This window comes from Parahaliea mediterranea, assembly GCF_003402235.1.
In the GTDB taxonomy this organism is placed as follows: domain Bacteria; phylum Pseudomonadota; class Gammaproteobacteria; order Pseudomonadales; family Halieaceae; genus Parahaliea; species Parahaliea mediterranea.
Genome location: NZ_QEWO01000008.1, coordinates 91,591 through 116,868 on the forward strand (window position 1 = coordinate 91,591; position 25,278 = coordinate 116,868).

19 protein-coding genes are annotated in these 25,278 nt (G+C 65.0%); 14 read left to right on the plus strand and 5 right to left on the minus strand.

Going from position 1 to position 25,278, the window contains the following annotated elements:
- Positions 1 to 48 precede the first annotated feature (48 nt).
- From DDZ17_RS20305 to DDZ17_RS20315, 3 genes are read right to left on the minus strand one after another with little or no spacing between them, the layout of a single operon-like run.
- Entirely contained in the window at positions 49 to 1,767 is a 1,719-nt protein-coding gene (locus tag DDZ17_RS20305; protein WP_157976767.1) for a hypothetical protein, read from the minus strand.
- Positions 1,760 to 2,728: a glycosyltransferase family 2 protein gene (locus tag DDZ17_RS20310; protein WP_116368827.1), complete on the minus strand. Its 969-nt coding sequence runs from the start codon at positions 2,726 to 2,728 to the stop codon at positions 1,760 to 1,762. The genes DDZ17_RS20305 and DDZ17_RS20310 overlap by 8 nt, the downstream gene beginning before the upstream one ends.
- A 58-nt stretch (positions 2,729 to 2,786) precedes the next feature.
- Positions 2,787 to 4,424 carry a hypothetical protein gene (locus DDZ17_RS20315; protein ID WP_157976768.1) on the minus strand — a complete coding sequence of 546 codons (1,638 nt, stop codon included), beginning with the start codon at positions 4,422 to 4,424 and terminating at the stop codon, positions 2,787 to 2,789.
- A 519-nt stretch (positions 4,425 to 4,943) separates the two neighbouring features.
- Here DDZ17_RS20315 and DDZ17_RS20320 point away from each other — a divergent pair.
- From DDZ17_RS20320 to DDZ17_RS20350, 7 genes are all read left to right on the plus strand, one after another.
- The gene (locus DDZ17_RS20320; RefSeq protein WP_116368830.1) at positions 4,944 to 5,498 is read left to right on the plus strand and encodes an NAD/FAD-utilizing enzyme; all 555 of its coding nucleotides are present in this window, start codon (positions 4,944 to 4,946) and stop codon (positions 5,496 to 5,498) included.
- Positions 5,499 to 5,612: 114 nt separating this feature from the next.
- Complete coding sequence (coxB, locus tag DDZ17_RS20325; RefSeq protein WP_116368832.1) at positions 5,613 to 6,965, plus strand: cytochrome c oxidase subunit II; 1,353 nt, start codon at positions 5,613 to 5,615, stop codon at positions 6,963 to 6,965.
- Between the two features lie 13 nt (positions 6,966 to 6,978).
- Positions 6,979 to 8,739: a cytochrome c oxidase subunit I gene (locus tag DDZ17_RS20330; protein ID WP_116368834.1), complete on the plus strand. Its 1,761-nt coding sequence runs from the start codon at positions 6,979 to 6,981 to the stop codon at positions 8,737 to 8,739.
- Positions 8,736 to 9,410 (plus strand): cytochrome c oxidase subunit 3, encoded by a 675-nt coding sequence (locus tag DDZ17_RS20335; RefSeq protein WP_116368836.1) that lies wholly within the window; start codon positions 8,736 to 8,738, stop codon positions 9,408 to 9,410. Before DDZ17_RS20330 ends, DDZ17_RS20335 begins: the two co-directional genes overlap by 4 nt.
- A gap of 2 nt (positions 9,411 to 9,412) precedes the next feature.
- Positions 9,413 to 10,090 (plus strand): heme-copper oxidase subunit III family protein, encoded by a 678-nt coding sequence (locus tag DDZ17_RS20340; RefSeq protein WP_116368838.1) that lies wholly within the window; start codon positions 9,413 to 9,415, stop codon positions 10,088 to 10,090.
- Between the two features lie 8 nt (positions 10,091 to 10,098).
- Complete coding sequence (locus DDZ17_RS20345; RefSeq protein ID WP_116368840.1) at positions 10,099 to 10,419, plus strand: cytochrome C oxidase subunit IV family protein; 321 nt, start codon at positions 10,099 to 10,101, stop codon at positions 10,417 to 10,419.
- Positions 10,420 to 10,427: 8 nt separating this feature from the next.
- On the plus strand, positions 10,428 to 11,120 hold the full coding sequence (locus DDZ17_RS20350) for an SCO family protein (RefSeq protein ID WP_157976769.1): 693 nt from the start codon (positions 10,428 to 10,430) through the stop codon (positions 11,118 to 11,120).
- A 31-nt stretch (positions 11,121 to 11,151) separates the two neighbouring features.
- On the opposite strand, the gene DDZ17_RS20355 is transcribed toward DDZ17_RS20350, so the two are convergent.
- Complete coding sequence (locus DDZ17_RS20355; RefSeq protein ID WP_157976770.1) at positions 11,152 to 12,756, minus strand: metallophosphoesterase family protein; 1,605 nt, start codon at positions 12,754 to 12,756, stop codon at positions 11,152 to 11,154.
- Between the two features lie 759 nt (positions 12,757 to 13,515).
- Here DDZ17_RS20355 and DDZ17_RS20365 point away from each other — a divergent pair.
- From DDZ17_RS20365 to DDZ17_RS20395, 7 genes are all read left to right on the plus strand, one after another.
- Entirely contained in the window at positions 13,516 to 15,183 is a 1,668-nt protein-coding gene (locus tag DDZ17_RS20365) for an HAD-IB family hydrolase (RefSeq protein WP_116368846.1), read from the plus strand.
- Positions 15,184 to 15,186: 3 nt separating this feature from the next.
- Entirely contained in the window at positions 15,187 to 17,601 is a 2,415-nt protein-coding gene (locus DDZ17_RS20370) for a glycerol-3-phosphate 1-O-acyltransferase (protein ID WP_116368848.1), read from the plus strand.
- Positions 17,598 to 18,602 carry an NAD(P)H-dependent glycerol-3-phosphate dehydrogenase gene (locus DDZ17_RS20375; RefSeq protein WP_193940637.1) on the plus strand — a complete coding sequence of 335 codons (1,005 nt, stop codon included), beginning with the start codon at positions 17,598 to 17,600 and terminating at the stop codon, positions 18,600 to 18,602. The genes DDZ17_RS20370 and DDZ17_RS20375 overlap by 4 nt, the downstream gene beginning before the upstream one ends.
- A 168-nt stretch (positions 18,603 to 18,770) precedes the next feature.
- Entirely contained in the window at positions 18,771 to 19,598 is an 828-nt protein-coding gene (gene pbpG, locus DDZ17_RS20380; RefSeq protein WP_116368850.1) for a D-alanyl-D-alanine endopeptidase, read from the plus strand.
- Between the two features lie 132 nt (positions 19,599 to 19,730).
- Positions 19,731 to 20,663, plus strand: coding sequence for an aldo/keto reductase (locus tag DDZ17_RS20385; RefSeq protein ID WP_116368852.1), 933 nt, complete (start codon positions 19,731 to 19,733; stop codon positions 20,661 to 20,663).
- Positions 20,660 to 21,976 carry an NTP/NDP exchange transporter gene (locus tag DDZ17_RS20390; RefSeq protein WP_241505978.1) on the plus strand — a complete coding sequence of 439 codons (1,317 nt, stop codon included), beginning with the start codon at positions 20,660 to 20,662 and terminating at the stop codon, positions 21,974 to 21,976. The genes DDZ17_RS20385 and DDZ17_RS20390 overlap by 4 nt, the downstream gene beginning before the upstream one ends.
- Before the next feature lie 249 nt (positions 21,977 to 22,225).
- Positions 22,226 to 22,855: a PEP-CTERM sorting domain-containing protein gene (locus DDZ17_RS20395; protein WP_116368854.1), complete on the plus strand. Its 630-nt coding sequence runs from the start codon at positions 22,226 to 22,228 to the stop codon at positions 22,853 to 22,855.
- A 52-nt stretch (positions 22,856 to 22,907) separates the two neighbouring features.
- On the opposite strand, the gene DDZ17_RS20400 is transcribed toward DDZ17_RS20395, so the two are convergent.
- Positions 22,908 to 25,088, minus strand: a complete 2,181-nt coding sequence (locus DDZ17_RS20400; protein ID WP_116368856.1) for a TonB-dependent siderophore receptor — start codon at positions 25,086 to 25,088, stop codon at positions 22,908 to 22,910.
- Between the last annotated feature and the right edge of the window lie 190 nt (positions 25,089 to 25,278).

Genomic DNA, 25,278 nt, shown 5'->3' on the forward strand with positions numbered 1-25,278 from the left:
GCCATCATAAAGCCTGCATTCGCAGGCGTAAAAGCGCTGCCGCTCGCGCTAGCGCAGGAAGATCGAGGGGAACCAGGTGCGGCAGTCCGCTAGGTTGCGCACCGCCCCCGCCTCGTCGCCCGCCGCCCGCAGCGCGGCGCTCATCAGGTTACAGGCGCCCTGCTGGTAGGGAGAGCGCTCCAGCACCGCCCGGGCGTTGCGCTGGGCAGCCGCCGGGTCGCCCTGCAGCAGCAGGCGCCAACCCTCGCTCTGCAGCCACCACAACGAATCCGCCGGCACTCCCACCGAGAGCTGCACGGGCACCTCCTGGCGCGCCAGCAAAATGGCGGCGGAAGAGCGAAACACCAGCTTCCAGCGCCCGCTGGCCAGCAGTTCCTTCATCATCTGGGGGCCGTTGGCATGGCCGGACGGCCACAGGAAGTACTCGGCCCCGGACTGCTCAATGATTGTCTTCCAGCCCGGCTCGCCCCGCAGCACCCGCACATAGTTGATGTAGGTGTCATCCCCGTAGAGGGTGTTGGCGCGCCCGTCGATGTACACCGCCAGGGCGCCGTCGCTGCGCCAGTGCAGGAAACCGCCCCAGTTGTAGTAGGCAAACACCTTGCCCTGCATCTGGTTGCGCAGCATCACGTCCACCGTCAAATGGGGGTAGCTGTACTCCGCCGTCAGGTAGTGAAAGGCCGGTGCCGCCTGCAGGGGATAGGGCGCCAGGCGCAACAGGGCCACCAGCAGCAGTGCCACCAGCACCGGCCAGTGCAGCCATCCTTTAAGGCGCACCTGCAGCGCACCCAGCAGGGCACCCAGCACCGGCGCGGCGAACACCGCCTGGGCAATGGCAAACAGCGGGATGAAGCGCCGGCTGGTGAGGGCCATGGCCAGGGTGAGCAGGGCAACCCCCAGGGACCACCAGGGCAGGGCCACCTGGCGGCGCACCGCCGGCAGGGCGTAGGCCAGCAGCGCCAGCGGCAGCAGCGGCAGGGCCCAGAAAAACAGCGGCGACTGGATGCCCCCCGGCTGCCAGGGCGGCAGCCACTCGGCAATCTGGCGGAAGGGCGAGGCCGCCTGCAGGGCGTAGGTCAGGGGGTAAATCACCACCTTGGCGCCATCCGGGTTGATCAGGCACACCGCGATGCAGCCCAGCTCCCACAAGGCCACCCGCCACACGGCCGCCCAGCTCGGCTGGCGGAAGGGGAACAGCAGCAGGGGCAGCACCAGCAGGCCCAGCATAAAGCCGCCATGCAGGTTTACCCACACCAGAAACAGCAGGGCAAATTGCCAGAACGGCGCCCGGCGCACGCCCAGGTACAGCAGCAGCACAAAGGCCAGCAGGCTGTAAAGGTGGGGCCGCATGTCGATGAAGGGGGCGGCGATGGCCAGCGCCAGCGCGCTGAGCAGCAGGGCCGCCGGCGGCGACTGCCCAATGCGCATCAGCAGCGCCTGCAGCAGGCCGAAGCAGGCGATGATCACCCCCCACTTCCAGTACACCAGCGAGTGCAGGCCAAACAGCTGGTACCAGCCGTAGAACACCAGGTCCGCCAGCCATTCGTGGTTGCGCCAGCGCTCGCCGGCGGCGCTGTAGGACCAGGTATCGCGCAGCCACAGGGTGCCCTGCTCCAGAATCTCCCGGCCGCCGGCCAGGTGCCACCACAGGTCTGAGCCGGCCATTTCGGTAAAGCCGAAACTGAGAAACAGCAGCGCGCCCACCAGGTACCAGCAGGCGTTTTGCCAGCAGCCGGTCTGCATATTAGGGTGGGTCGGTTCAGTCATGGTGTTGTTGTTCCCGACGCGGGTGCAGGCCCCGCAGGTAGTAGAGCTGGCGCTGCTTGCTCTCGACATAGGTGCGCCCCAGGTATTCGCCGATAATGCCGAGGCAGATCAGCTGCACGCCCCCCAGGAACAGCATCACCACAATCAGCGAGGGATAGCCCGGCACCGGGTTGCCAAACAGCAGGGTGCGCAGCAGGAAGTACACGCCATACAGGAAGGCGGCGCCGGCGGTGACCACCCCCAGCAGGGTGGCCAGCTTCAGCGGCACGGTGGAAAAGGAGGTAATGCCCTCCAGCGCCAGCCCCCACAGGCGCCAGTAGTTCCACTTGGTGCGCCCGCTATGGCGCGGGTGACGGTGGTAGGGCAGGGCCTTTTGCGGGTAGCCGATCCAAGCATAAAGACCGGACATGTAGCGGTGTTTTTCGCGCAGGGCCTTGACCGCCTCCACCGCGCGCCGGCTGAGCAGGCGAAAATCCCCGGCGTCCGCCGGAATCGGCACGTCGCTCAGTACATTGATCACCCGGTAGAACCAGTGGGAGGTTTTGATCTTGAGCCAGGTTTCCCCCTCGCGGCTCAGGCGCTGGCCGTACACCATGTCGTAGCCCTCGCGCCAGGCGGCGATGAAGTCGGGGATCAGTTCCGGCGGGTCCTGCAGGTCGGCATCCAGCAGCATGACCACGTCGCCACTGGCATGGTCCAGGCCGGCGGACACGGCCACCTCCTTGCCGAAGTTGCGGCTGAGTTCGATCACCCCCACCCGCGCATCCCGCTCGCGCAGCGCCAGCAGCCAGGCGGCACTGCCATCGCTGGAGCCGTCGTCCACAAACAGGAATTCAAAGGCTTCCGCGCACTGTCCGGCCACCGCGTCCAGGCGGCGATAGCACTCGGCGAGCCCGTCCTCTTCGTTGTAGACCGGGATCAGCACGGTCACTGTGATTGTCGCCGCCTCAGCTGCTGCCATCGTCAAGAATTGTCCCCTGTGTTATTGGTGCATGCCGCACGGCTGGCGCTGCCAAGGCTCACGGCACAATCCGCAGGATATGGATGTCCCCCACGAACAGCTGGAAGGTGCCGTACCAGCGTTTGTGCAGAACCAGCTCCGGCATGAAATTGGTTACCGGCAGCACCCGCTCCGGCCGCAGGTAGTCTATCTCCCCCGCCAGCGCCTGGCGGTAAAACTGCGCGTTGAAGGGCGTGGTTTTCACCAGCCGCTGCAAATCGCCGGTCAGCGGGCCGTTCAGTTCGTTGGCAAAGGCTGTGTCGTACCAGTTCTCACTGAGCAGCAGGTACTGGCCCTGGCGCAGCACGCCCCCGTCGGCCCGGGCGTAGCTCTCGCGGAACAGGCCCTGGGCAACACCCGGCAGACGCGGCGGCTGCACATAGTAGCTGAAGAACAGGCGCTCGGGGCGCGCCTGCGGGTACCACTGGCGCAATGCAATGCGGGGGTCGTGGTGGTAATCGCCCACAAAATCCCAGGCCAGCAGGGCGGGCCAGGCCAAAAACAGGGGCAAACCCATGCGCGCCCAGCGCCGGGGCAGGCGCCAGTAGCCCATGGCCGCCAGCAGGGCGGCAGCGGGCAGCAGCACCAGGTAGTGGCGGTAGTAGGTGACCGGCGCCGGCACCAGCATAAACAGCAGGAACACCACCAGTGGCAGCAGGCACAGCCAGCCCCGCCAGGGCCCACCCTGGCGCAGCAGTGCCCGCACCCCGAAGGGGATGCACAGCGCCGCCGGCAGGCCGAGGCCCACCACCAGCACCAGCGGTACATTGAGGGCGTTGCGCAGCCATTTATGCCAGCCGATGGCGGCATAACCGCTGCCAAAACGGCCCTCCATATCACCGGTGGTGTAGCCGGCGATCACCTCCACCTGCAGCAGGGCCAGGCCAACAAAGGGCGCCGCCAGCCACAGGGGTATCATGGCCGGGGCAATTCGGCGCCAGGGCACGGTGAGGTAGCACAGCGCCAGCAGCGGCCAGGCGCCCGGGGGGAAGTCCGCATTGCTGAGGCAGCCAAAGGCAATCACCACCGCCAGCACCGCCAGGCAGAAGCGCCAGCGGCTCCAGCCGCGCACCACCACCTGCCCCAGCCGGGCGGGCAGGGCCGCCGCCAGGGTAAACAGGGCAAACACCCAGTACTTGGCCCACACCGCCGCCACCAGCAACGGAGGCAGCGCCCACAGAGCGCGGCGCCAGCGGGTGGCGGCAACGGCCGCCAGCAGCAGTGCATAGACAAAAAACACCGAGGGCGCATCCACGGTGCCGCTGTGAGACTCGCTGATATGAAAGCCGGACAGGGCCAGCAGGGCCCCAGCAGTCAGCCCCACCGCCGGTTGCGAGGGCAGCAGGCAAAAGGCCAGCAGGGTCAGCAGCACCGGTGTCAGCGCGCCGGCAATGGCCGAGTAGAAGCGCGCCACCCGGATGTGCTCGGCACCGTGGCAGTAGGCGCCGACGGCGGCGGCATCACCGCTGATGCCCGGCGGCGGCCCGGCGTCCAGCCAGGTGGCAATGGCAATGGCCTGGCGGCCGATAAAGGTGGAGTAGTCAAAACCCCGCAGCGTTGCCCGGCAGGAGCCGCCCTCGTCAAAATTCACCAAATTGAAGGTGCCCGGGCCATCCCAGCCCCAGCCGAGGACGGCGGCACTGTACAGCCTTGGCACCAGGCCCAGCAGAAAAATACACAGCAGTAAAATCAGCGGGAGCCTCCACCCGCCCCGCATTTTGGATTCCATCACCCAGAGCCCCTGTCAATCTGGGCGAAGTATCGCCCAGCGGGGTCCGCAAGGAAACCGGTGCCCGGCAGCGCGCGAATTTGAAGGTAGATGGTATGGCTGTCTAAGCGCTGGCGTTTTTAACGCAAAATAATCTTAAAGCAGGCGGCCAGAGCAGCATGGGGGGATTGCAACTGCCCTGTCTGGCCAGAAAACACCCGATTTTTAGCGCCATCCGCGCTAAGCGAATGGCGGCTTAGATGCCAGTGTTTTAAGGCCCTCGCTGGCGCGGGCGGCAGCGCTGGCCGGCGTTTTTGCCGGTGCTATACTCGGTGAAAACGTCGTGCCCCTGCTGCCGACGCTTTATCAGACAGCTGCGGCCCGACGGTGGTTGAACACCCGGGCCGGCGTTTTGCCGTCACTTCCTCCCCGCCGTGTTCAACTGGTGGATTCACAGGGAGGCTCCATATGAAACGCCACTACTTCATCAGCAGCGACCTCGACGATCTCGAACGGGTAGAACTCGACCTGACCGAGGCCGGGCTGGTCAAACCCCAGATTCACGTGCTCAGCGAAGACGACGCCGGCGTCAAGGAACACCATCTTCACGAGGTGGAGGCGGTGCTGAAAAAAGACGTAGTGCACGGCACCGAGATGGGCGCCGTGGTCGGTGTGCTGGGGGCCGCCGCCGTGCTGGCGCTGGCCTGGTTCTCCGGGCTGACGGAAACCTACACCTGGGTGCCCGCCATCTTCCTGGCAGTGGTGGTGCTTGGCTTTTGCACCTGGGAGGGCGGCCTTATCGGCATTGGCGAAACCCATACCGACTTCCGCCGCTTCCAGGACGACCTGCGCGCCGGGCGCCACATTCTGTTCGTGGACGTGGACCGCAGCCAGAAAGCCATCCTTGACGCGGTGGTGCAGCGCCACCCGGGCCTGAAGCCCGCCGGCGATGGCAGCTCCACCCCCCGCTGGGTGGTGGGCCTGCAGCAGCGCTGGGCCAACTTTATGCGCGTGGCGCCCTAGCGCCGCGCCATCGCCACAGGCGGCCAGCGGGCCGCGAGCGCCGGCGCAGTGCGCCGGACATTCACAGGGGACACCGGCGCGGCGAGACAACAATAAGCGCCGGTTGGAGTAACTATGAAGCTGGTTATCGCGTTAGTGGTGCTGGTTGTGGGGTCCCTGCTCTTTCACCTGTGGAGCCCCTGGTGGTTCACCCCGCTGGCTTCCAACTGGCACACCGTCGACACCACCGTCGACATCACCCTGTACATCACCGGTGCGGTGTTTGTCATCGTCAACCTGTTCATGGCCTGGGCGGTGTACCGCTACCGCCACCGCCCCGAGCAGCGCGCCCGCTACGAGCCGGAAAACAAACGCCTGGAAACCTGGCTCACCGTGATCACCGCGGTGGGTGTGGCCGCCATGCTGGCGCCGGGCCTGGTGGTGTGGGCCGACTTCACCCAGGTACCAGAAGACGCCGCCCCGGTGGAAGTGGTGGGCGAGCAGTGGCAGTGGAGCTACCGCTTCCCGGGTGAGGACGGCGTGCTTGGCGAAGTGGCCGCCAGGCACGTGGGCCCGGACAACCCCTTTGGCATGAACCCCGCCGACCCGGCGGGGGCTGACGACATTCTGGTATCGAGCAACGAGTTGCACCTGCCCATCGACCGCCCGGTGAAACTGCTGCTGCGCTCCAAGGACGTGCTGCACAACTTCGCCGTGCCCCAGTTCCGGGTGAAGATGGATCTGGTGCCCGGCTCGGTGAGCTTTGTGTGGTTCACCCCCACCCGCAGCGGCCGCTTTGATGTGCTGTGCATGGAACTGTGTGGCATTGCCCACTACGCCATGCGGGGGCAGGTGATTGTGGATTCGCAGGCGGACTTTGATGCCTGGCTGGCGCAGCAGACCACCTGGGCGGATATCAGTAGCCAGCCGGCCGGCGACCCGTCCGCCGGGCAGCAGCTGTACGCCACCTGCAGCGCCTGCCATGGCCCCGAGGGCCAGGGCAACGCGGCCATGAACAGCCCGGCCCTGGCCGGCCTGGAGCCCTGGTACATCCAGCGCCAGCTGCGCTACTACCAGCAGGGCATTCGCGGCACCCACGACGACGATGAATACGGCAAGCAGATGGCGGCCATGGCCGCCACGGTGGCGACGGATACGGCGCTGCGCGACCTCAGCGCCTACATCGCCAGCCTACCCGCCGCAAACAGCGACGCCACGGTAGAGGGAGACCCGGCCCGCGGCGCCGCCCACTACAACACCTGCGGCGCCTGCCACGGGGTGCGCGCCCAGGGCAACTACGCCCTGCAGGCGCCGCGCCTGGCCGGGCAGCAGGACTGGTACCTCAAGCGGCAGCTGGCGCATTTTCGCCACGGTATTCGCGGCGCCCACAGCGACGACAACTACGGCCACCAGATGGTGCTGATGGCGCGCTCGCTGCAGAACGAACAATCCATTAACGATTTGCTGGCCTACGTGAACACCCTGTAGGAAGGAAGACGCCATGCAACACACAGCACTGGCCGACCAGACCCTGGAGCTGCACGATCCGCACAGCTTTGTCACCAAGTACATCTGGAGCCAGGACCACAAGGTGATCGCCATCCAGTACGGCCTGACGGCGGTGTTTGTCGGCCTGGTGGCGCTGGTGCTGTCGGCCCTGATGCGCCTGCAGCTCGGCTTTCCCGACACCTTCGACTTCATTACCCCCGGCGCCTACCTGCAGTTTGTCACCATGCACGGCATGATCATGGTGATCTACCTGCTCACCGCCCTGCTGCTGGGGGGCTTTGGCAACTACCTGATTCCGCTGATGGTGGGCGCCAGGGACATGGTGTTTCCCTACATGAACATGCTCAGCTACTGGATGTACCTGCTGTCGGTAATCATCCTGCTGGCGAGCTTTTTTGTGCCGGGCGGGCCGACGGGTGCGGGCTGGACCCTGTACCCGCCCCAGGCCATTCTGCAGGGCACCCCGGGCTACGACTGGGGCATCATTCTGATGCTGGTGTCGCTGGCGGTGTTCATCATTGCCTTTACCATGGGCGGTTTGAACTACGTCACCACCGTGCTGCAGGCACGCACCCGGGGCATGACCCTGATGCGCATGCCGCTCACCATCTGGGGCATTTTCACCGCCACCGTGCTCGGCCTGCTGGCCTTCCCCGCCCTGCTGGTGAGCGCCATCATGATGCTGCTGGACAAGACCATCGGCACCAGCTTCTTCATGCCGGCCCTGGTATCGCTGGGGGAGAACCTCGACTACACCGGCGGCAGCCCGGTGCTGTTCCAGCACCTGTTCTGGTTCTTCGGCCACCCGGAGGTGTATATCGTCGCCCTGCCCGCCTTCGGCATGGTGTCCGACGTGCTGGCCTGCCACGCGCGCAAGAACATCTTCGGCTACCGCATGATGGTGTGGGCCATCGTCGCCATCGGCGGCCTCAGCTTTGTGGTGTGGGCCCACCACATGTACGTCAGCGGCATGCACCCGGCTTTCGGCTTCTTCTTTGCCACCACCACCCTGATTATCGCGGTGCCAACGGCCATCAAGGTCTACAACTGGGTGCTGACCCTGTGGCAGGGCAACATCCACCTGCGGGTGCCGATGCTGTTCGCCATCGGCTTTATTTTCACTTTCATTCACGGCGGGCTCACCGGCCTGTTCCTGGGCAACGTCACCATCGACCTGCCGCTGTCGGACACCTACTTTGTGGTGGCCCATTTCCACATGGTAATGGGCGTGTCGCCCATCATGGTGCTGTTCGCCGCCATCTATCACTGGTATCCGCTGATCACCGGGCGCATGCTCAACGACGCCCTGGGCAAGGCCCACTTCTGGCTGACCTTCCTCGGCACCTACGCCATCTACCTGCCCATGCACTACCTGGGCTTTCTGGGTGTGCCGCGGCGCTATTTCGCCATGGGCAGCACCGACTTTATCCCCGAGTCGGCCCTGTCGCTGAACGCTTCCATCACCGTATCGGCACTGATTGTGGGCGCCAGCCAGCTGATCTTCCTGTTCAACGTGTTCTGGAGCCTGCGCCACGGCGAGAAGGCGCCACACAACCCCTGGGGCGCCACCAGCCTGGAATGGCAGACACCGGATGTGCCGCCAAAACACGGCAACTGGGGGCCCGAGTTGCCCACGGTATACCGCTGGGCCTATGACTTCAGCGTGCCCGGCGCCGAACGCGACTTTATCGCCCAGAACGAGCCACCCGACGCTGCCCACCCCACCAGCGGCGAGCTCGGAGGTGCATCATGAGCCTGTTCAGCACGCTGCGCGAAAAGCCCTGGGAGCCGCAGCCGGCCCTGGCCGGCCACCCCACCCCGGCAGACCCGCTGGCCACCCCGCGCACCGCCCTGCGCTTTATCATGGCCATCGTCGGGGTGCTGTTCTTCCTCTTTATCATCACCTTCCTGTCACGCTCCCAGTACCCGGACTTCCAGGCCCTGGCCGGCCAGCCCTGGCAGCCCTTCTCCGATACCTCGCGACTGTGGTTCAACACCGCCCTGCTCGCCGCCAGCAGCCTCGCCATGCACATTGCGGTGCTGGTTGCGCAGCGCGAACACCTCAACCGGGCGGTGCTGGGTATCAGCCTGGCCGTGTTCTTCGCCATCGGCTTTCTGCTGGCCCAGCTGGATTTGTGGCAGCGCCTGATGGCGGCGGGCTATTACATCAACAGCAACCCGGCCAACAGTTACTTCTACCTGCTGACCGCGGTGCACGGCCTGCACCTGCTGGGAGGCATGGTGGTGCTGGCCAACCTGCTGTTTCGGGTGTGGTACGACGACAGCCTGGCCACACTCAGCGGGCCGCTGTCGCTGTGCGCCCAGTACTGGCACTTTCTGCTGGCGGTGTGGCTGCTGCTGTTTGCCCTGCTGGCCAGCTCGCCAGACACCATCAACACCCTCGCGGCCCTGTGCGGATTCTGACCATGGATACGGGCAGCCACGACGACAGCTACACCGCGCCCGGCGTGCGCGGCATGGTGGCCGACTGGGCCGCCGACAAGCAGGCCTTCGACATGCCCTGGGGCAAGTTGATGATGTGGATCTTCCTGCTCTCGGACACCTTTATTTTCAGTATTTTCCTCACCAGCTACATGAACGTGCGGCTGTCGGCCACCGACAGCTGGCCCAATGCCAGCGAGGTGTTTGCGCTGGAGATTTTCGGCCACCACCTGCCGCTGATCCTGATTGCCATCATGACCTTTGTGCTCATCACCAGCAGCGGCACCATGGCCATGGCGGTGAACTTCGCCTACCGCCGCGACCGGCGCAAAACCGTGTGGCTGATGGCGGCCACGGCCCTGCTGGGGGCCTCTTTCGTGGGCATGCAGGCCTTTGAGTGGACCAAGCTGATCGAGGACGGGGTGCGACCCTGGGGCAATCCCTGGGGCGCGGCCCAGTTCGGCTCGGCCTTTTTCATGATCACCGGCTTCCACGGCCTGCATGTCAGCGCCGGGGTGATTTACCTGGCCATCGTCGCCCGCAAGGTGGCCCGTGGCGACTACGAGCAGAAGGGCTATGCCATTGTCGAGATCGCCGGCCTGTACTGGCACTTTGTCGATCTGGTGTGGGTCTTTATCTTCGCGTTTTTCTACCTGTGGTGAGGTGACTCATGAGTGAAGCCGCCACCGGCCAGCAGCATCCCATCGGCATCTACCTGAAGATCTGGGCGCTGCTGTTTGTCCTGTCGTTTTTTTCCTACCTGGTGGACTATTTCCATCTGCAGGGCTTCTGGCGCTGGTCGCTGATCCTGCTGTTCATGTTCCTCAAGGCCGGTTTTATTGTGGCCATCTTCATGCACCTTGGCTGGGAGCGCCTGTCGCTGAAATATGTGCTGCTGCTGCCGCTGGTGGCGATTCTGGTGCTCATCGCCCTGATGGCGATTGAGGGGGACTACACCTTTCTCACCCGGCAGCAATTTTTCGACACCTGAGGCGCGCCGTGTCGCTATCGCCAAAAGCACGCATGCTGGCGGGCATCGCCATCGCCAACCTGGTCCTGCTGGGCGCGGCGGCCTGGGCCTACCTGCAGCGCCCGCCGACACCGCCGCAAATCCAGGGCGCGCTGCTGCAACAGCCCCGGGCGCTGGATGACTTCCGGCTGATCGACCAGCACGGCAAAGCCTTCTCGCGCAGCGACCTGCTGGGCCAGTGGCACCTGGTGAGCTATGGCTTTACCACCTGCCCGGACATCTGCCCCACCACCCTCAACCAGCTGGTGGCCTTTGACACCCTGCTGGCGCAGGACGGCGCCGTGCCCGCGCCGCAGGTGCTGTTCTACAGCATTGACCACCGGCGCGACACGCCGCAGCAGCTATCGGCCTACCTGCCCTATTTTGACCAGCGTTTTATTGGCCTGACCCACCGCGACGACCCGGCCAACCCGCACCTGCCCTTTGAACAGGGCCTGGGCCTGGTTGCCCGGCTGGAACCCATCGGCAACGATGACGCTGCCATTGCACGCAACGACTACCGCGTCAGCCACGGCGTGGCCCTGTACCTGCTGAACCCACAAGGGGAATTACAGGCGGTGTTCCAGCCGGACCAGGCCGGATCAGCGCTGCCTGGGTTTTCCCCGCAGACGCTGGCGGCGGATTACCGCGCCGTGCGCCGCTACCTGGCGTCGCTGGACTGACACCGGCTCAATCAGCGGTTCAGTTATCCGTTCAGGCGGGCAGCGCGAACTGCTGCAGCGTGGCCAGCTGCAGTGACGCCGGCTCCACATAACCCGCCGGGCAGCCCAGCAGCTGCACGGCGCAACCGGCGCGGGTGAAGTCCATCAGCGTAAAACCGTTGCGCTCCACCGGGGCCATAATGTCCTCGCGCCGCAGTGTGGCCGGGGTCTGGGCGCTGAGCCCCCGCGCCCGCGACAACCAGCCCAAATCGCCAATGCCCACCGGGCCGCTGAGTATGCTGGTAACCGGCCGCGCGCCAAAGTCCAGCTCGCCGCTGCCCAGGATACGCCCGGCCCCCAGCAGGTGCAGGTCGCCAGACACCATCAAGGGCTGGCGCCGCTGCTGGGCGGCAAGGGCGGCCAGCAGGCGCTGGTGCTGCTGCCACCAGCCCGGCTGCCACAGGTATTTGCCGCCCTGCTTATCGCGTGGCACCTCCGCCACCAGGGCACCGTCGCTGTGCAGGATATCCGGGTACCACTCCCGCCACTTGCCCGCCGTCCAGCCCATGGGGTGGGAGGGGCAGTGCATGAAGTGGCGGGTGTTTTCCTCGGCGGTCTGCTGCAACAGCCACTGCTCCACTGGGGCGGGCACCAGGCCGGCCTGCTCGCCGTCCAGGCTGAGCTGGCCGCCGCAGTCGTAGAGCACCGCCGAGAGCAGGTCGCCGTACTGCAGGCGGCCAAAATGGGTGGCAAGGCGCAGCTCGCCGGCCTCCGCCAAACCGGGCATGGCAGGCACCGCGGCATCGGCAATAAACTCCGGGAAATACAGCGCCTGCAGGGTGTTGCGCAGGGACTGGTGAAAGCCGCCCGGCGGAAAGGTTACCCGCTCCGGTGTGGCGTCGTCGTTCTCGAAATAGTCGTGATCGTCGGTGATGAAGAACACTGGCGTGGAGCGAAAGCGCACGCCATAGCTGCGGGCAATCTGCTCGTCGGCAATGGTTTTGAGGGTCTGCTCATTGGCAGTGCCCGGCACCGGCAGGGTCTCGTCAAAACGGCCGTAGCTGGCCAGGTACAAATCCACCGCCATGCGCCCCAGGGCGCTGTCGCGGTTGTCCACCCAGGAGCGGTAATCCCAGTACACATGGTCGCCGTTGGCAATCACCAGGTCCGGTTGATAATCGAGGATCAGGTCGTTCAGGCGCTGGCGGTAGGGCACCGGCTTGAAGGCGTGGCGGCCGCCGGGAAATACCGGCAGGTCCGGCCCGCCGGCGCAGGTGAAGGCGGCCACGCGAAGCCTATCGGCAGCCTCGCCCGGGGCGGGGAAGGTGCGCAGGGGCCAGGGGTCGCACAGGGGCGCCCCGCCCGGCTCGCGCAATTGCAGCCGGTACTCGGTGTTGGGCGCCAGGCCCCCAACGCGAAAGGCCCAGAAGCGGCCGTCGCTGTCGCTGGGCACGCCCGCCACCTGCCGAGCGCCAATTGCCAGCTGCGGCGCCGTGGCCCGCGGGCTGGCAAAAGACAGCTTGATGTTTATGCCGTTGTGGGACACCAGCGGCAGCAGGTGGCGCAGCTCGCCCTGATCCCAGCTATCGGGGCGGGGGTGATCCCGGTTGCTGCAGGCAGCCAGCGACAGGAAGGGCAAACCCAGGCCGGCCCGCATCAGCGCACGGCGGGAGACACCTGACCGAGTCGCGCCTGACCGAGTCGCGCCTGACCGGGTCGCGCCTGACCGGGTCGCGCCTGACCGGGTAACACCTGACTTGGCAACACCCGGCCTAGGCATGTGGGCACACTCCGCGGCGGTTATGGCGGGCTATTTTTATTCTCAGCATGGCAGTCTCCAGATAACGCAAACAGGCCGGCCCCCGCAAGAGCGGGCCCAGTGCGCATATCAGCACGATCGCCGGCGGCACACTGTCACTCCGGCGACAGTAGCGCGGCCGATGCGGCCGGCCTGTGGCAACTCGCCGCGGGTCGCTGTTCCTTGGCCGCGCATCTCTTGGTAGGCCCCCTGCAAGAACCAAGAAATAACCACTGGCTATTTCTTGTAATAATTTATTTTCATGCAGTTATTTCTTGTTGCACCGCCCCACCTCCCTATACTGAAAATGAACAGCGGTGGATCGGGCGCATGCATGGGGTGACTCCCGGTCTTTTTTAGTCGCTGTTCTTTCGGGGGAGGCGGTGGCGCGTGGTCAGAGGCGCGCCCAGGCTGGGGGACGTAACTCCAGGAGGCTGGAGTCCCGGACGTGTAAGCACCTGTGCTTTACCCCTTCTGCGCCACCCTCCCGGTGGCGCTTTTTTCTCTTGTCATCACTATTGCGCTCTCACACGCAGTTTGCGTTATGCTCCCAGAACGGGCCCCGGCGACGGAACCAGCCAGACGGGCACCGGCATAACAGCACTGGGCAGGGAACGAATGGCAACACTCCAGGATTTACTGCGGGATATTGAGTCCGCACCTGAGGGCCCGCAAATTGCGGCAATTTTTGATTTCGACGGCACCATCATCGCCGGCTACTCCGCCACCGTCTTCATCCGCGAACAGATACGCAGGGGCGACATCTCGCCCCGCCAACTTGTAGAACTCACCACCGCCATGACCAGCTTCGGCATGGGCAACCTGGGGTTTTCCGCCATGATGGCGGTCAGCACCCAGTTCATGCGTGGCATCGAGGAATCGGTCTACGAAGAGGTGGGTGAAAAACTCTTCCGCGAGCAGATCGCCCGGCGCATCTACCCGGAATCGCGCGCGCTGATCCAGGCCCACCAGGCCAGGGGTCACACAGTAGCGGTGATTTCCTCCGCCACCCCCTACCAGGTAGAACCGGCCGCCCGTGATCTTGGCATTCCAAACGTACTGTGTACCCAGCTGGAGGTGAAAAAGGGCCGCTTTACCGGCCAGGTGCTCTCTCCCACCTGCTTTGGCCAGGGCAAGGTGGACGCCGCCGAGCAACTTGCCGCCGAGTACGGGGCGAATCTCGACAAGAGCTTCTTCTACAGCGACAGCACCGACGACCTGCAATTGCTGGAGCGGGTGGGCAAACCGCGCGCCCTGAACCCCAGCGCGCGACTTGCCGGGGTGGCCAGCGACCGCCAGTGGCCGGTGGGGCGTTTTGGCAGCCGCGGGCGCCCAACGGTGTCCCAGTGGGTGCGCTCGGTGGCGGCCACGGTGAGCCTGGTACCGAGCTTTGCCGCGGGCCTGCCCATCTACGCCCTGACCGGCTCGCGCCGCGACTCCCTCAACTTTTCCTTCTCCCTGTTTGCCGACACCGCCAGTGCCCTGATCGGCCTGCACCTGAACGTCACCGGCGAGGAACACCTGTGGAGCCACCGCCCCGCGGTGTTCATCTTCAACCACCAGAGCAAGGCGGATGTGGTGATCATGGCCAGCCTGCTACGACGCGACATTGCCGGCGTCGGCAAGAAGGAGATCAAAAAACTGCCGGTGATTGGCAAGGTGCTGGAAATGGGCGGCGTGGTGATGATCGACCGCGCCAACGCCAGGAGCGCCATTGAAGCCATGGCGCCGCTGGTGGACGCTATGCGCGACGAAGGCAAGTCGGTGGCACTGGCCCCCGAGGGCACCCGCAGCGTCGGCCCGCGCCTGCAACCCTTCAAAAAGGGCGCCTTTCACCTTGCCATGCAGGCCGGCGTGCCCATTGTGCCAGTGGTGATTCGCAATGCCGGCGATGTGGCGCCCAAGGGCGACTTTGTGTTCCGCTCGGCCACCGTGGATGTGGAAGTGCTGCCGCCGGTGGACACCAGCGAATGGCGCCGGGAAGACATCGACGAGCACGTTCGCGATGTGCGCAACCGCTTCCTGGCGGCCCTGCAACAGCCACTGGAAGACGCGCCGGCCCGGCAACAACGCCGGCGCGCGCCCACCAGGAAAAAGGCCGCGGGCGCCACCGCCGGGAGCGGCAAAACCAGGGCGCCAGCCAAGAAGAAAACACCGGCAAAAAAAAAGGCCGCAGCAAAAACTAAAAAAACCTCAACAAGCGCGGGGGGGCGCACCACCAGCAAGGCACGTCGCAGGGTAAGGCCCAAGGGCAGCGGCGGCAGTGCGACCAATCAGGGAGCGTGACCCATGGATCTGGCGCAAAAACTGCAAAAAGCCAGTGCCTGGCCGGCCATCGACGGCCAGGCAGTGGTCTTCGTACTGGACGCCCGCAACCGCTTTGAACTGGATTTACTGCGGATGTGGATCAGCAGCAAGGCCGGCAGCACAACCTGCAACGCCACCCAGGTCACCCTATCCCTGGCGGACGATAGCAAGGGCCTTGATGCCAGCCCGCTGCAGCCCGAACTGGACGCCGCGGATGACACCGTCATCGCCCCGCTGCGGGTGGCCTGGACCCTCAGCCAGGCCGTGATCGAATCGGGCCCGCGCCTGCGCGACCTGGTGCTGGGCGACCCGCGCCAGCCCAACGCCCGGCGGGCGCGCAAGATTCTCGCCTCCCACCCCGAGCGCATGCACCTGGTGGCTGGCGCGCCGGACACCCTGGCCAACCTGCGCAGCCGTTACGAGCACAAATACCAGCGCCAGAGCCGCGATAACCGCGCCTCCTTCGCCATTTTCGTGGCGCGCCAGGCGGCCATTGTGCTGGACATTGCCGAGCGGCGCCTGCAGGGCAGCCGCTACAAGGTGCCGCGCTATGTGGCCGAGAGCCTGCGCGCCAACCGCTCCTACAACGAGGCGGTGGAACAGCTGGCCAGTGAGTCCAACAAGAGCAAGGCCGAGCTGATGAAAGAAGCGGCGGGCTACATGAAGGAGATGATCTCCACCCCCAGCACCTTCTGGCTGGATGTGTATGCCCGCTTCAACAACTTCTGCCTGCGCCTGGGCTACGAAGACCGCATCGTCTACGACCAGCAGGCCGTGGAGCAGATGAAAGCCCTGGTGCGCGACAACCCCACCATGCTGCTGTGGACCCACAAGACTTACCTGGACGGCATGGTGGTGCCCAAGGTTTTGTACGACAACGACTTCCCCATGCCCCACATGTTCGGCGGCGCCAACATCAACTTTGCCGGCATCGGCTACCTGGTGCACCGCTCCGGCGGCATCTTCATCAAACGCAGCTTCCAGGACAACCAGCTCTACAAGCTGACCCTGCGCCACTACATCGGCTACCTGATGGAAAAGCGCTTCCCGATGAACTGGTCCTTCGAAGGCACCCGCTCGCGCCTTGGCAAGCTGATGCCGCCGCGCTATGGCCTGCTCAAGTACGTGCTGGAATCCTGCCACGCCAACGACCTGGGCAATATCCACATCATCCCGGTCACCATCAGTTACGACCTGATCCGCGATGTGGAGGAATACGCCACCGAACAGACCGGGCGCGGCAAGGGGGCCGAAAGCCTGCGCTGGTTTGTGGGCTACGTGCGCAGCCTGGCGCGCCCCATGGGCAAGGTGTACATGGATATTGGCAAGCCGGTCGTACTGGAAAAAGCCCCCAATCCCGACGACAGCCTGGCCCTGTCCAAGATTGCCTTCGAGGTGGCGGTGGAAGCCAACCGCGTCACCCCCATTACCTTTCCCTCCCTGGTGGCCATGAGCCTGCTGGGGGCCGCCCCCCGGGCCCTGACCGAAACCGAGGTCACCGAAGATTTGAACCGCCTGCTTGGCTGGGCTGAGGCGCGCGGCCTGCGCATCTCCCCCGACTTCGACCGCGCCTACGCAGACCAGATGGACGGCCTGCTGGGCATCATGATCGACGAGGGCATTGTCACCCACTTCGACGAGGGGCCGGAGATTGTCTACGGCGTGGCCCCCGAACAGCAGCCGGTGGCCAGCTACTACCGCAACACCATCATTCACTTCTTCGTGAACAAGGCCATCATCGAACTGGCGCTGGTGAAGGCCAGCGAGAATGCCCGCAGCGCCCCGGTGGAAAACTTCTGGGCCGAGGTGGACAACCTGCGCGACCTGTTCAAGTTCGAGTTTTTCTACTCGCCCACCGCGCAGTTCCACCAGCAGATTCGCCAGGAACTGGAAAGCTACGACCCGCACTGGGAAGACACCGTGCGCCTGGGGCGCAGCGGCTTTACCCGGCTGCTGGTGAACATGCGGCCATTGGTAGGGCACATGTCACTGCTGACCTATGCCGAAGCCTACTCGGTGGTGGCCGACCTCACCGCCCACCTGGAACCCGGCGACACCCTGGATGAGCAGGACTGCGTCAACCGCGCCCTCAAGCTCGGCCGCCAGGCCTACCTGCAGCGGCGCATCAGCAGCGAATCCTCCATCGGCAAGATCCTGTTCAAGAACGGCTACCAGCTGCTCAAATCGCGCCAGCTGACGGAGGGCGACGGCGCTGAGCTGGCCAGCCGGCGCCGGGCCCTGGCCCGGGAGCTGCGCGATATCCTGCGTCGGCTGGACATGATCCGCGCCATCAGCATGGCCAACCGCGCCACCACCGAATACGAAACCAACGAAGCGGACGCCACCCTGCTGGCCTCCGCCGGCCGCGCCACCGCCAGCGGCAAGGGGGCAGTATGATCAGCCTGAAAGTCGGCCTGCTGGGCGGCGGGTCCTGGGGCACCACCGTGGCCAGCCTGGTGGCACGCAACGCCCCCATCACCCTGTGGGCGCGCAACCCCGACACCGTCACCGACATCAACAGCCACCACCGCAACCGCAAATACCTGGGGAGCGCCCCGCTGCCCGAACGCCTGCGGGCGAGTGCGGATATCGAGGAAACCGTGGCCGACGCCGACGTGGTGGTGATGGCCATTCCCTCGCAGAACTTCCGCCCGGTGCTGGAAGAAGTGAAGCAGCACATTCGGCCCTGGGTACCGGTGATCAGCCTGACCAAAGGGCTGGAGCTGGACACCCGTATGCGCATGACCCAGATCATCAACGACGTGCTGCCCGGCCATCCGGTCGGGGTGCTCACCGGCCCCAACCTGGCGCGGGAAATCATGGCCGGGCAGGCTGCCGCCAGCGTTGTCGCCATGACTGACAAGGTCATCCTCTGCGAGCTGCAGAAGCTGTTTAAAAGCGGCCTGTTCCGCGTGTACACCAACGATGACGTGATCGGCTGTGAACTGGGCGGGGTGCTGAAGAACATCATCGCCATCGCCGTGGGCATGGGCGACGGCCAGGGCGCCGGCGACAACACCCGCGCCGCCCTCATCACCCGTGGGCTGGCGGAGGTCACCCGCCTGGGCGTGGCCATGGGCGGGCGTCCGGAGACCTTTGCCGGCCTGGCCGGCATGGGCGACATGATCGCCACCTGCACCAGCCCCCAGAGCCGCAACCGGCACGTGGGCATTGAGCTGGCCAAGGGCCGCAGCATGGAGGCCATAGCGGCCGAGATGTTCATGGTGGCCGAGGGTGCCAAAAGCGCCCCCGCGGTGATGGCGCTGGCGCAGGAATACGGCGTGGAAATGCCCATCGCCCAGGACGTGTACCGGGTGGTCAGCGGCGACTCCACCGCCCTGCGGGCCTACCGCGGCCTGCTCCGGGTTGACCCGGGGGCCGAGCACGAACCCGGCTGAGGGCGCCGTATCATCACTACCATCGCCGCGTCAGCTGGGGCAGAATGGGCGGCACAGGGGTGGTAGGGCACCCCTGACCGGCACCTCCGACAGTGACGACCGAATGATAACGATGTCGCCTGAAACCAAGCCTGCCCGCGGGCAGCCTGACCTGAAGAGAGTGAGACCATGCGAATTGCTTGCGCGTTGGCGCTGGCCCTGCTGTGCTCAAGTGCAGCCCAGGCCGGCGCATCGAAGTTTAGTGGCCTGAATGGCAACCCCGGGTTGCGCTCTGCCTCGGCGCTGATTCTCGATGCCGAGGGCAACATCATCTACGGCAAAGACACCGACACCGTGCGCTCCATTGCCTCCATCACCAAGCTGATGACGGCAATGGTGGTGCTGGACGCCGGCCTGGACCTGAACGAGCCCATCACCATTACCCGCGACGACCGCGACGCTGTGCGACTGACCGGCTCGCGACTGGACTACGGCGCCACCCTGCCCCGGCGCGAGATGATCCTGCTGGCGGTGATGTCGTCGGAAAACCGCGCCGCCAGCGCCCTGGGGCGCAACTACCCCGGCGGCCTTGGTGCCTTTGTCGAGGCCATGAACGCCAAGGCCAAGTCGCTTGGCATGACGCACAGCCATTTTGCCGACCCGGCTGGCCTTAGAACCGAGAATGTCTCCACCGCCGCCGACCTGGCGCGCATGGTGGCCGCCGCCGACGACTACGACCTAATCACCGAGGCCAGCACCACCCAGCGCATGGAAGTGCGCCCCTTCCGCAACCGCGGCCCGCTGACCTACGGCAACACCAACCGCCTGCTGAAAAACGCCAACTGGGATATCGCCCTTTCCAAAACCGGTTACATCAACGAAGCCGGCCGCTGCCTGGTGATGAAGGCCAACATCGACGGCGAGGAGCTGTCCATTGTGCTGCTCAACTCCTTTGGCAAGCTCACGCCCTTCGGCGACTCCAACCGCCTGCGCAAGTGGCTGCTGGCCGGCACCTGACCGGCAGTACCTTGCCGTTGTGGCCGGCCGCACCTAGCCGGCCGCACCTGGCCGGCCGCACCTGAACCCGCTTGACCCCATCACCGGAGGCTGAAACACTGGGCCACCATTTGCACTGTGAGGGTTCGGGTCATGCTTAAACGGCGTCAGCTTCTGCAACTCAGTGCCACCGCGGCGGCGGCCGCTGGCCTCGGCCTCTCCATCCAGGGCCGGGCCAATACACCAGCCCTGATCACCAAAACCATTCCCAGCTCCGGCGAGGCCATTCCGGTGATCGGCATGGGCACCTCCCGCACCTTCGACGTGGACGCCTCCGACGAGGCCATTGCCCCCCTGCAGGACGTGCTGGCGGCCTTCTTTAAGGCCCAGGGCAGCGTGATCGACTCCTCCCCCATGTATGGCAAGGCCGAATCCCGGGTGGGCGACATCCTGCGCAACATGGCGGCGCGCCCGCCAGTGTTTGCCGCCACCAAGGTCTGGACAGAGGGCCGCGAGGCCGGCATTACCCAGATGGAAGAATCCGCCCGGCGCATGGCGGTGGAGAAATTCGACCTGATCGCCGTGCACAACCTCACCGACTGGCAGACCCAGCTGGACACCCTCAAGCGCTGGAAGGCCGAGGGCAAGGTGCGCTACATCGGCATTACCACCTCCCACGGCCGCGACCACGACGAGTTCCTGGAGGTCATGCGCTCGGAGCCCCTGGACTTTGTGCAGTTCAGCTACAACATCGACGACCGCGCGGCCGAGGAGGCCCTGCTGCCCACCGCCGCCGAACGCGGCATTGCCACCATGATCAACCGCCCCTTCCAGCGCGGCTCCCTGTTCGGCATCACCCGCGACAAGGCGCTGCCGGAGGTGGCCGCGGACATCGACTGCAACAGCTGGGGGCAGTTCTTCCTCAAGTTCATCCTCAGCCACCCGGCGGCCACCTGCGTGATTCCCGCCACCTCCAAGCTGCACCACATGGAAGACAACATGCAGGCCAACTTCGGGCGCCTGCCGGATGCCGCCCAGCGGGAGGAAATGCTGCGCGCCTTTGCCGCGTTGCAGGCTGATGCGTGAGTAACACCCGGCCCGGCCCGCTGCAGCGGCTGTTGTCGCTGGCCTGCGACATTGAGCCCCGGGAAGTCACCGCCACCCTGACCTCCTTCGCCCTGGTGCTGGTGCTGATGGGCGCCTACTACCTGCTGCGCCCGCTGCGCGATGCCATGGCCAGCGACTGGTCCGACGCTGAGGTGAGCTGGTTGTGGACCTTCACTTTCTTCTTCAGCGTGGTGGCCGTGTCCCTCTACGGCTGGGCGGTGACGCGCCTCAAATTCCACACTCTGGTGCCGGCGGTGTACGGCTTTTTTGCCGCCACCTTTGTGCTGTTCTACCTGGCCGCCGCCGGCGACAACCACCCGGTGCTGATCGACAAAGCCTTCTACGTATGGATCAGCGTGTTCAGCCTGTTCCATATCTCGGTGTTCTGGAGCTTCATGGCAGACACCTTCTCCAAGCCCCAGTCCAAGCGCCTGTTCGGTTTTATTGGCGCTGGCGCCAGCGTGGGCGCCATCGCTGGCCCGGCCGCCGTTACCCTGCTGGCCGGCTCCGCCGGCACCGAGCCCCTGCTGCTGGTGGCCGCGGTGCTGCTGGTGCTGACCCTGCCCATCGTCGCCCTGCTGCAGCGGCTGAAAAACAGCGCCCTGCACAACACCGCCGTGGAGGTGGGCCGGGGCGATTTCGACTACGTGGGCGGCAACCCCCTGTCCGGCTTTGTGGCCTTCGTTAAAGACCCATACCTGCTTGGCATCGGTGTGTTTATCTTCCTGTACACCGCCCTCAGTTCGTTTGTGTACTTCCAGCTCAAGAACCTGCTGGCCGACTACGACGAAGCCACCCGCGCACAGATCTGGGCCAGCATGGACCTGGTGGTCAATACCCTCACCATTGTCATTGCCGCCTTTGCCACCGGCCGTATCGCCAAGCACCTGGGCCTGCCCTTTACCCTGGCCTGTGTGCCGGTGTTTATCGGCGCCGGCATGCTGCTGCTGGCCGCGGCGCCCATGGTGCCGGTGGTGGTGGCCATCCAGATCGCCCGCCGGGCGGGCAATTACGCAATTTCCCGCCCGGCGCGGGAAATGCTGTTCACGGCGGTGGACCGGGAAACCCGCTTCAAGGCCAAGCCGGTGATCGACATTGTGGTGTACCGGGGCGGTGACATGATCAACGCCTGGGGCTTTACGGCGCTGACCCAGGGGCTGGGGCTTGGCATGGCCGCGGTGGCGGGGGTGGGCGCGGTGATTGCCGGCGTGTGGGCGGCGGTGGGCATCTATCTCGGCCGGCGATTTAATGACGGGCGGGATGCCATGGCACCCGGCGAAAGTGTGACCTAGATCACTGTTGGTCTCCTTTACAGATTTGTGAAAGCCTTGGCAAACCCGCCGCAAAGTTCCAGACCTGAACCACAAACCCTAGCCACAACTCTCAGAAAACACTAGAAAAATCCTCATCTGGCACAGTCCTGGCTTGGTACTCACTGCAGCTCGCAGTGATGCGCCTGTTTACCTAGTTGCCAACTTCCCGGGCGCAACTCGCCAACTCTGACATGACAGTGCGCCTGGCTTTTAAAAAAGGAACGACAGATGAAGAAAATAACCCCATGGATTGCTGGCATAGCGGCGTCGATATTCGCCTTCGCGGTCAACGCGGCGCCCATCAATGTATTTGCCAGCTACGAAAACAGCGCCAACGCGCAACTTCGCTCCGGCGTCATGGCCGGGCTCTATGAACTGAAGGTCGATGGCATCACCATTCTGGCCATGTGCGATGACTTCAACACCCATGTAACCCCCGGCCAAACCTGGGATGCCCTGCTCAACGACTTTTCCGACATCCAGGCGGGTGGCGGCAAGTTCAACCCGGGCAATAACGTTAAATACAGCCAGGCTGGCTATTTGATGTCCCTGGCCCCGAGCATGAACTACACCCAGCAGGCCGACATGAACCTGGCGATCTGGAATATCTTCACCCCCAATGCCATCGCCATGAACACCCAGGCCCAGACCTACTTCAACACCGCGACCAGCGGCAGCTACGACACGTTTAACTGGTCCGGCATTATGCAGGTTTTGACCCCCAACCCGCTGGGTGCCTCCCAGGAGTTCCTGGTCCTGGGCACCATCAACAAAGTGCCTGAGCCCGGCACACTGGCCCTGGTGGCCCTTGGCCTGGTGGGCGCCTCCCTGCGCATCCGCAAAAAGGCAGCTGCTTAACCGCGCCGCCCGCCCGGCCGCCTGGCCGAGCGGGCGTTCATGCAGCAGCGCATCAGAACCGATACCGCACCCGCCCGACAATCGTACGCTCGTCACCCGGGAAGCAATCGCCCCGCGCCAGGCAGCTGCCGTAGTACTCGCGATCACCCGCGTTGCGCACATTCAGGCTCAAGTCCCACTGGCTGAACTCGTAGCCCACCATCAAATCCACCAGGGTGATGGACGGTGTTTCGATCACATCCCGCCCGCCGTAGCGCTTGCCCAGGTAGCGCAGGCCGGCGCCGGCCTTGAAGCCCGCCAGCACACCCTCCGGCCGGTAGCCCAGCCAGGTTGAGGCCTGCTTCTCCGGCACGCTGTCCACGCGATAACCGTTGGCGGTTTCGGTATCGATGCGGCTGACGTTCAGCTCCCAGGTGACCGGGCCAAAGTCCATCATCGCCTCCACCTCCAGGCCCTTGAAGGTCGCCACGCCGCTTTGCTGCTGCACCAGGCCGGGGCGGGCCGCGGGGTCGTTCAGGTTGCTCTGCTCAATGTCGAAGTAGGCCACGGTGACCATGCCCGGGAAATCGTCCGGCTGGTATTTCACCCCGTACTCCCACTGCTCTCCCTCCTGCGGGTCGAGGGGCTGGGGGTTGTCCGGGTCGTTGTTGCTGCCGATCACCGGCTCGAAGGACTGGGCCCAGCTAACATAGGGCGCAAAACCGCTGTCGAACTGGTAGAGCACGCCGACTGCGCCGCTCAGGGCATCGTCCTGCTGGCTGCGGCCAGCCGTCTCGGTTTCGGTGTCGTCGTAGCGCAGACCCAGGGTAATGCGCCAGTCGTCGAGGCTGATCTGGTCGTTGATGTACACGCCGTAGTCCACGCTATCGGTGTCGGGCCGCACGGCGTACCGGCTGTTGAGGTAGTCCAGCGGCGCGCCGGCGCCATACTGGGGGTTGAACACGTTGATCCAGTAGGTGTCGCCAAAGCCGTCATCGGGCAGGCCGGTGGCCGCATCGTAGCCCGGGGCCAGTTCGTAGTAGCCGGCGGCGCCGGTAGTCACGTCCTGGTACTGGGCGCCCATCAGCACTTCGTGTTCCATCCGGCCGGTGCTGAAGCTGGCCCGCAGGCGGGCGTCGACGGCAGCCTGCTCAGAGGTCTGGTCGTTGCGGTAGAAAGTGCGCGGCACGGTGCCGTCCTTGTACAGGGAACCGTCGGGGTTGTAGACGTAGCGCCCCGGGGTGCCCAGGAAGGTGGTCCAGGCCTGCTGGTAGTCGGCGCTGGCATCGGTGTAACGCGCGGTCAGCTCCATGCCCCACACGTCGTTGAACTGGTGATCGGCCAGCAGGGTCACGGCGTGGGTTTCGGCGTCGTACTTGTTAAAGCCGGGCTCGCCGGTGTAGGTGCTGCTGTCGATGTGCTTGCCGTTGGGGGCGTCGTACAGGGTGCCGTACAGGGGCAGGAACTGGGCCGCGGTGTCGTTATCGTAGTGGGTGTAGTTGTACAGCAGGGTGATGTTGCTGCGCTCGGTGGGGCGCCAACTCAGCGAGGGGGCAAACACCACGGAATCGTCGGTGACGTAGTCCACCTGGCTGTCGGAGTCGCGGTAGACGCCCACCACGCGGTACAGCCACTGCCCGCTGCTATCGAGAGCACCGGTGGAGTCAAAGGCCAGCTGGGCGCGGTCGAAGGTGCCGTAGTCCGCCACAATCTCGTGGGCCGCCTCCGCCTGGGGGCGCTTGCTCACCACGTTCACCAGGCCACCGGGTGAGCCCTTGCCGTACAGCACCGAGGCCGGCCCCTTGAGAATTTCCACCTGCTCCAGGGTGTACACATCCGGGCGGGTGTTGTTGTAGCTGCCAAACAGCGACTGCAGGCTGTCCTGGTACTGGGGCACATCCAGCCCGCGCACGGTGAGCCAGTCGCCCCGGGTGGCAAAGCCGTACACCTCGCCGGTGACGCCGGCGCTGTAGGTGAAGGTATCGTCCAGGGCCAGGGCGCCCTTGTCCTGGATCATCTGCAGGCTCTCGATGGACACCGAGCGCGCGGTTTCCATGATGGGGGTGGCAGACTTGAGCGCCGAGTAGCGGGACAGGGTGCCGGTTACCAGCACTTCTTCCATTTTCTGGTCGGCCTGTTGCTCGCCCGCCTTCTGTGCGGTTTGCGCCTGGGCTGTTTGTGCCTGGGCCTGGGCGGCCAGTGCGCACAGCGCGATGGCCGCTGCCAGCCGCTTTTGTTTGATTCCCCCGATCATGATGACTCCCCTTGTGTACTGCGGTGTAAAAAAGCGCACCGGCGCTCGGCGCCAGTGGCAAACGTAATGTGATTGAGAAGAATTATCATTACGCCTAAGGCCGCCGGCAAGCCAAATAGTTGTGCCGTTTGCCACAGAATGCGCCGATCATCCATTGAGGTGATTTTCTCGGCAGGGCCGTTGTCTATAC

What these genes read in the sequence shown, in the direction of transcription:
- DDZ17_RS20305 (WP_157976767.1), bottom strand. Translation starts at nt 1,767, where the DNA reads ATGACTGAACCGACCCACCCTAATATGCAGACCGGCTGCTGGCAAAAC.
- DDZ17_RS20310 (WP_116368827.1), bottom strand. Translation starts at nt 2,728, where the DNA reads ATGGCAGCAGCTGAGGCGGCGACAATCACAGTGACCGTGCTGATCCCG.
- DDZ17_RS20320 (WP_116368830.1), top strand. Translation starts at nt 4,944, where the DNA reads ATGAAACGCCACTACTTCATCAGCAGCGACCTCGACGATCTCGAACGG.
- coxB (WP_116368832.1), top strand. Translation starts at nt 5,613, where the DNA reads ATGAAGCTGGTTATCGCGTTAGTGGTGCTGGTTGTGGGGTCCCTGCTC.
- DDZ17_RS20330 (WP_116368834.1), top strand. Translation starts at nt 6,979, where the DNA reads ATGCAACACACAGCACTGGCCGACCAGACCCTGGAGCTGCACGATCCG.
- DDZ17_RS20335 (WP_116368836.1), top strand. Translation starts at nt 8,736, where the DNA reads ATGAGCCTGTTCAGCACGCTGCGCGAAAAGCCCTGGGAGCCGCAGCCG.
- DDZ17_RS20340 (WP_116368838.1), top strand. Translation starts at nt 9,413, where the DNA reads ATGGATACGGGCAGCCACGACGACAGCTACACCGCGCCCGGCGTGCGC.
- DDZ17_RS20345 (WP_116368840.1), top strand. Translation starts at nt 10,099, where the DNA reads ATGAGTGAAGCCGCCACCGGCCAGCAGCATCCCATCGGCATCTACCTG.
- DDZ17_RS20355 (WP_157976770.1), bottom strand. Translation starts at nt 12,756, where the DNA reads ATGCGGGCCGGCCTGGGTTTGCCCTTCCTGTCGCTGGCTGCCTGCAGC.
- DDZ17_RS20365 (WP_116368846.1), top strand. Translation starts at nt 13,516, where the DNA reads ATGGCAACACTCCAGGATTTACTGCGGGATATTGAGTCCGCACCTGAG.
- DDZ17_RS20370 (WP_116368848.1), top strand. Translation starts at nt 15,187, where the DNA reads ATGGATCTGGCGCAAAAACTGCAAAAAGCCAGTGCCTGGCCGGCCATC.
- DDZ17_RS20375 (WP_193940637.1), top strand. Translation starts at nt 17,598, where the DNA reads ATGATCAGCCTGAAAGTCGGCCTGCTGGGCGGCGGGTCCTGGGGCACC.
- pbpG (WP_116368850.1), top strand. Translation starts at nt 18,771, where the DNA reads ATGCGAATTGCTTGCGCGTTGGCGCTGGCCCTGCTGTGCTCAAGTGCA.
- DDZ17_RS20385 (WP_116368852.1), top strand. Translation starts at nt 19,731, where the DNA reads ATGCTTAAACGGCGTCAGCTTCTGCAACTCAGTGCCACCGCGGCGGCG.
- DDZ17_RS20395 (WP_116368854.1), top strand. Translation starts at nt 22,226, where the DNA reads ATGAAGAAAATAACCCCATGGATTGCTGGCATAGCGGCGTCGATATTC.
- DDZ17_RS20400 (WP_116368856.1), bottom strand. Translation starts at nt 25,088, where the DNA reads ATGATCGGGGGAATCAAACAAAAGCGGCTGGCAGCGGCCATCGCGCTG.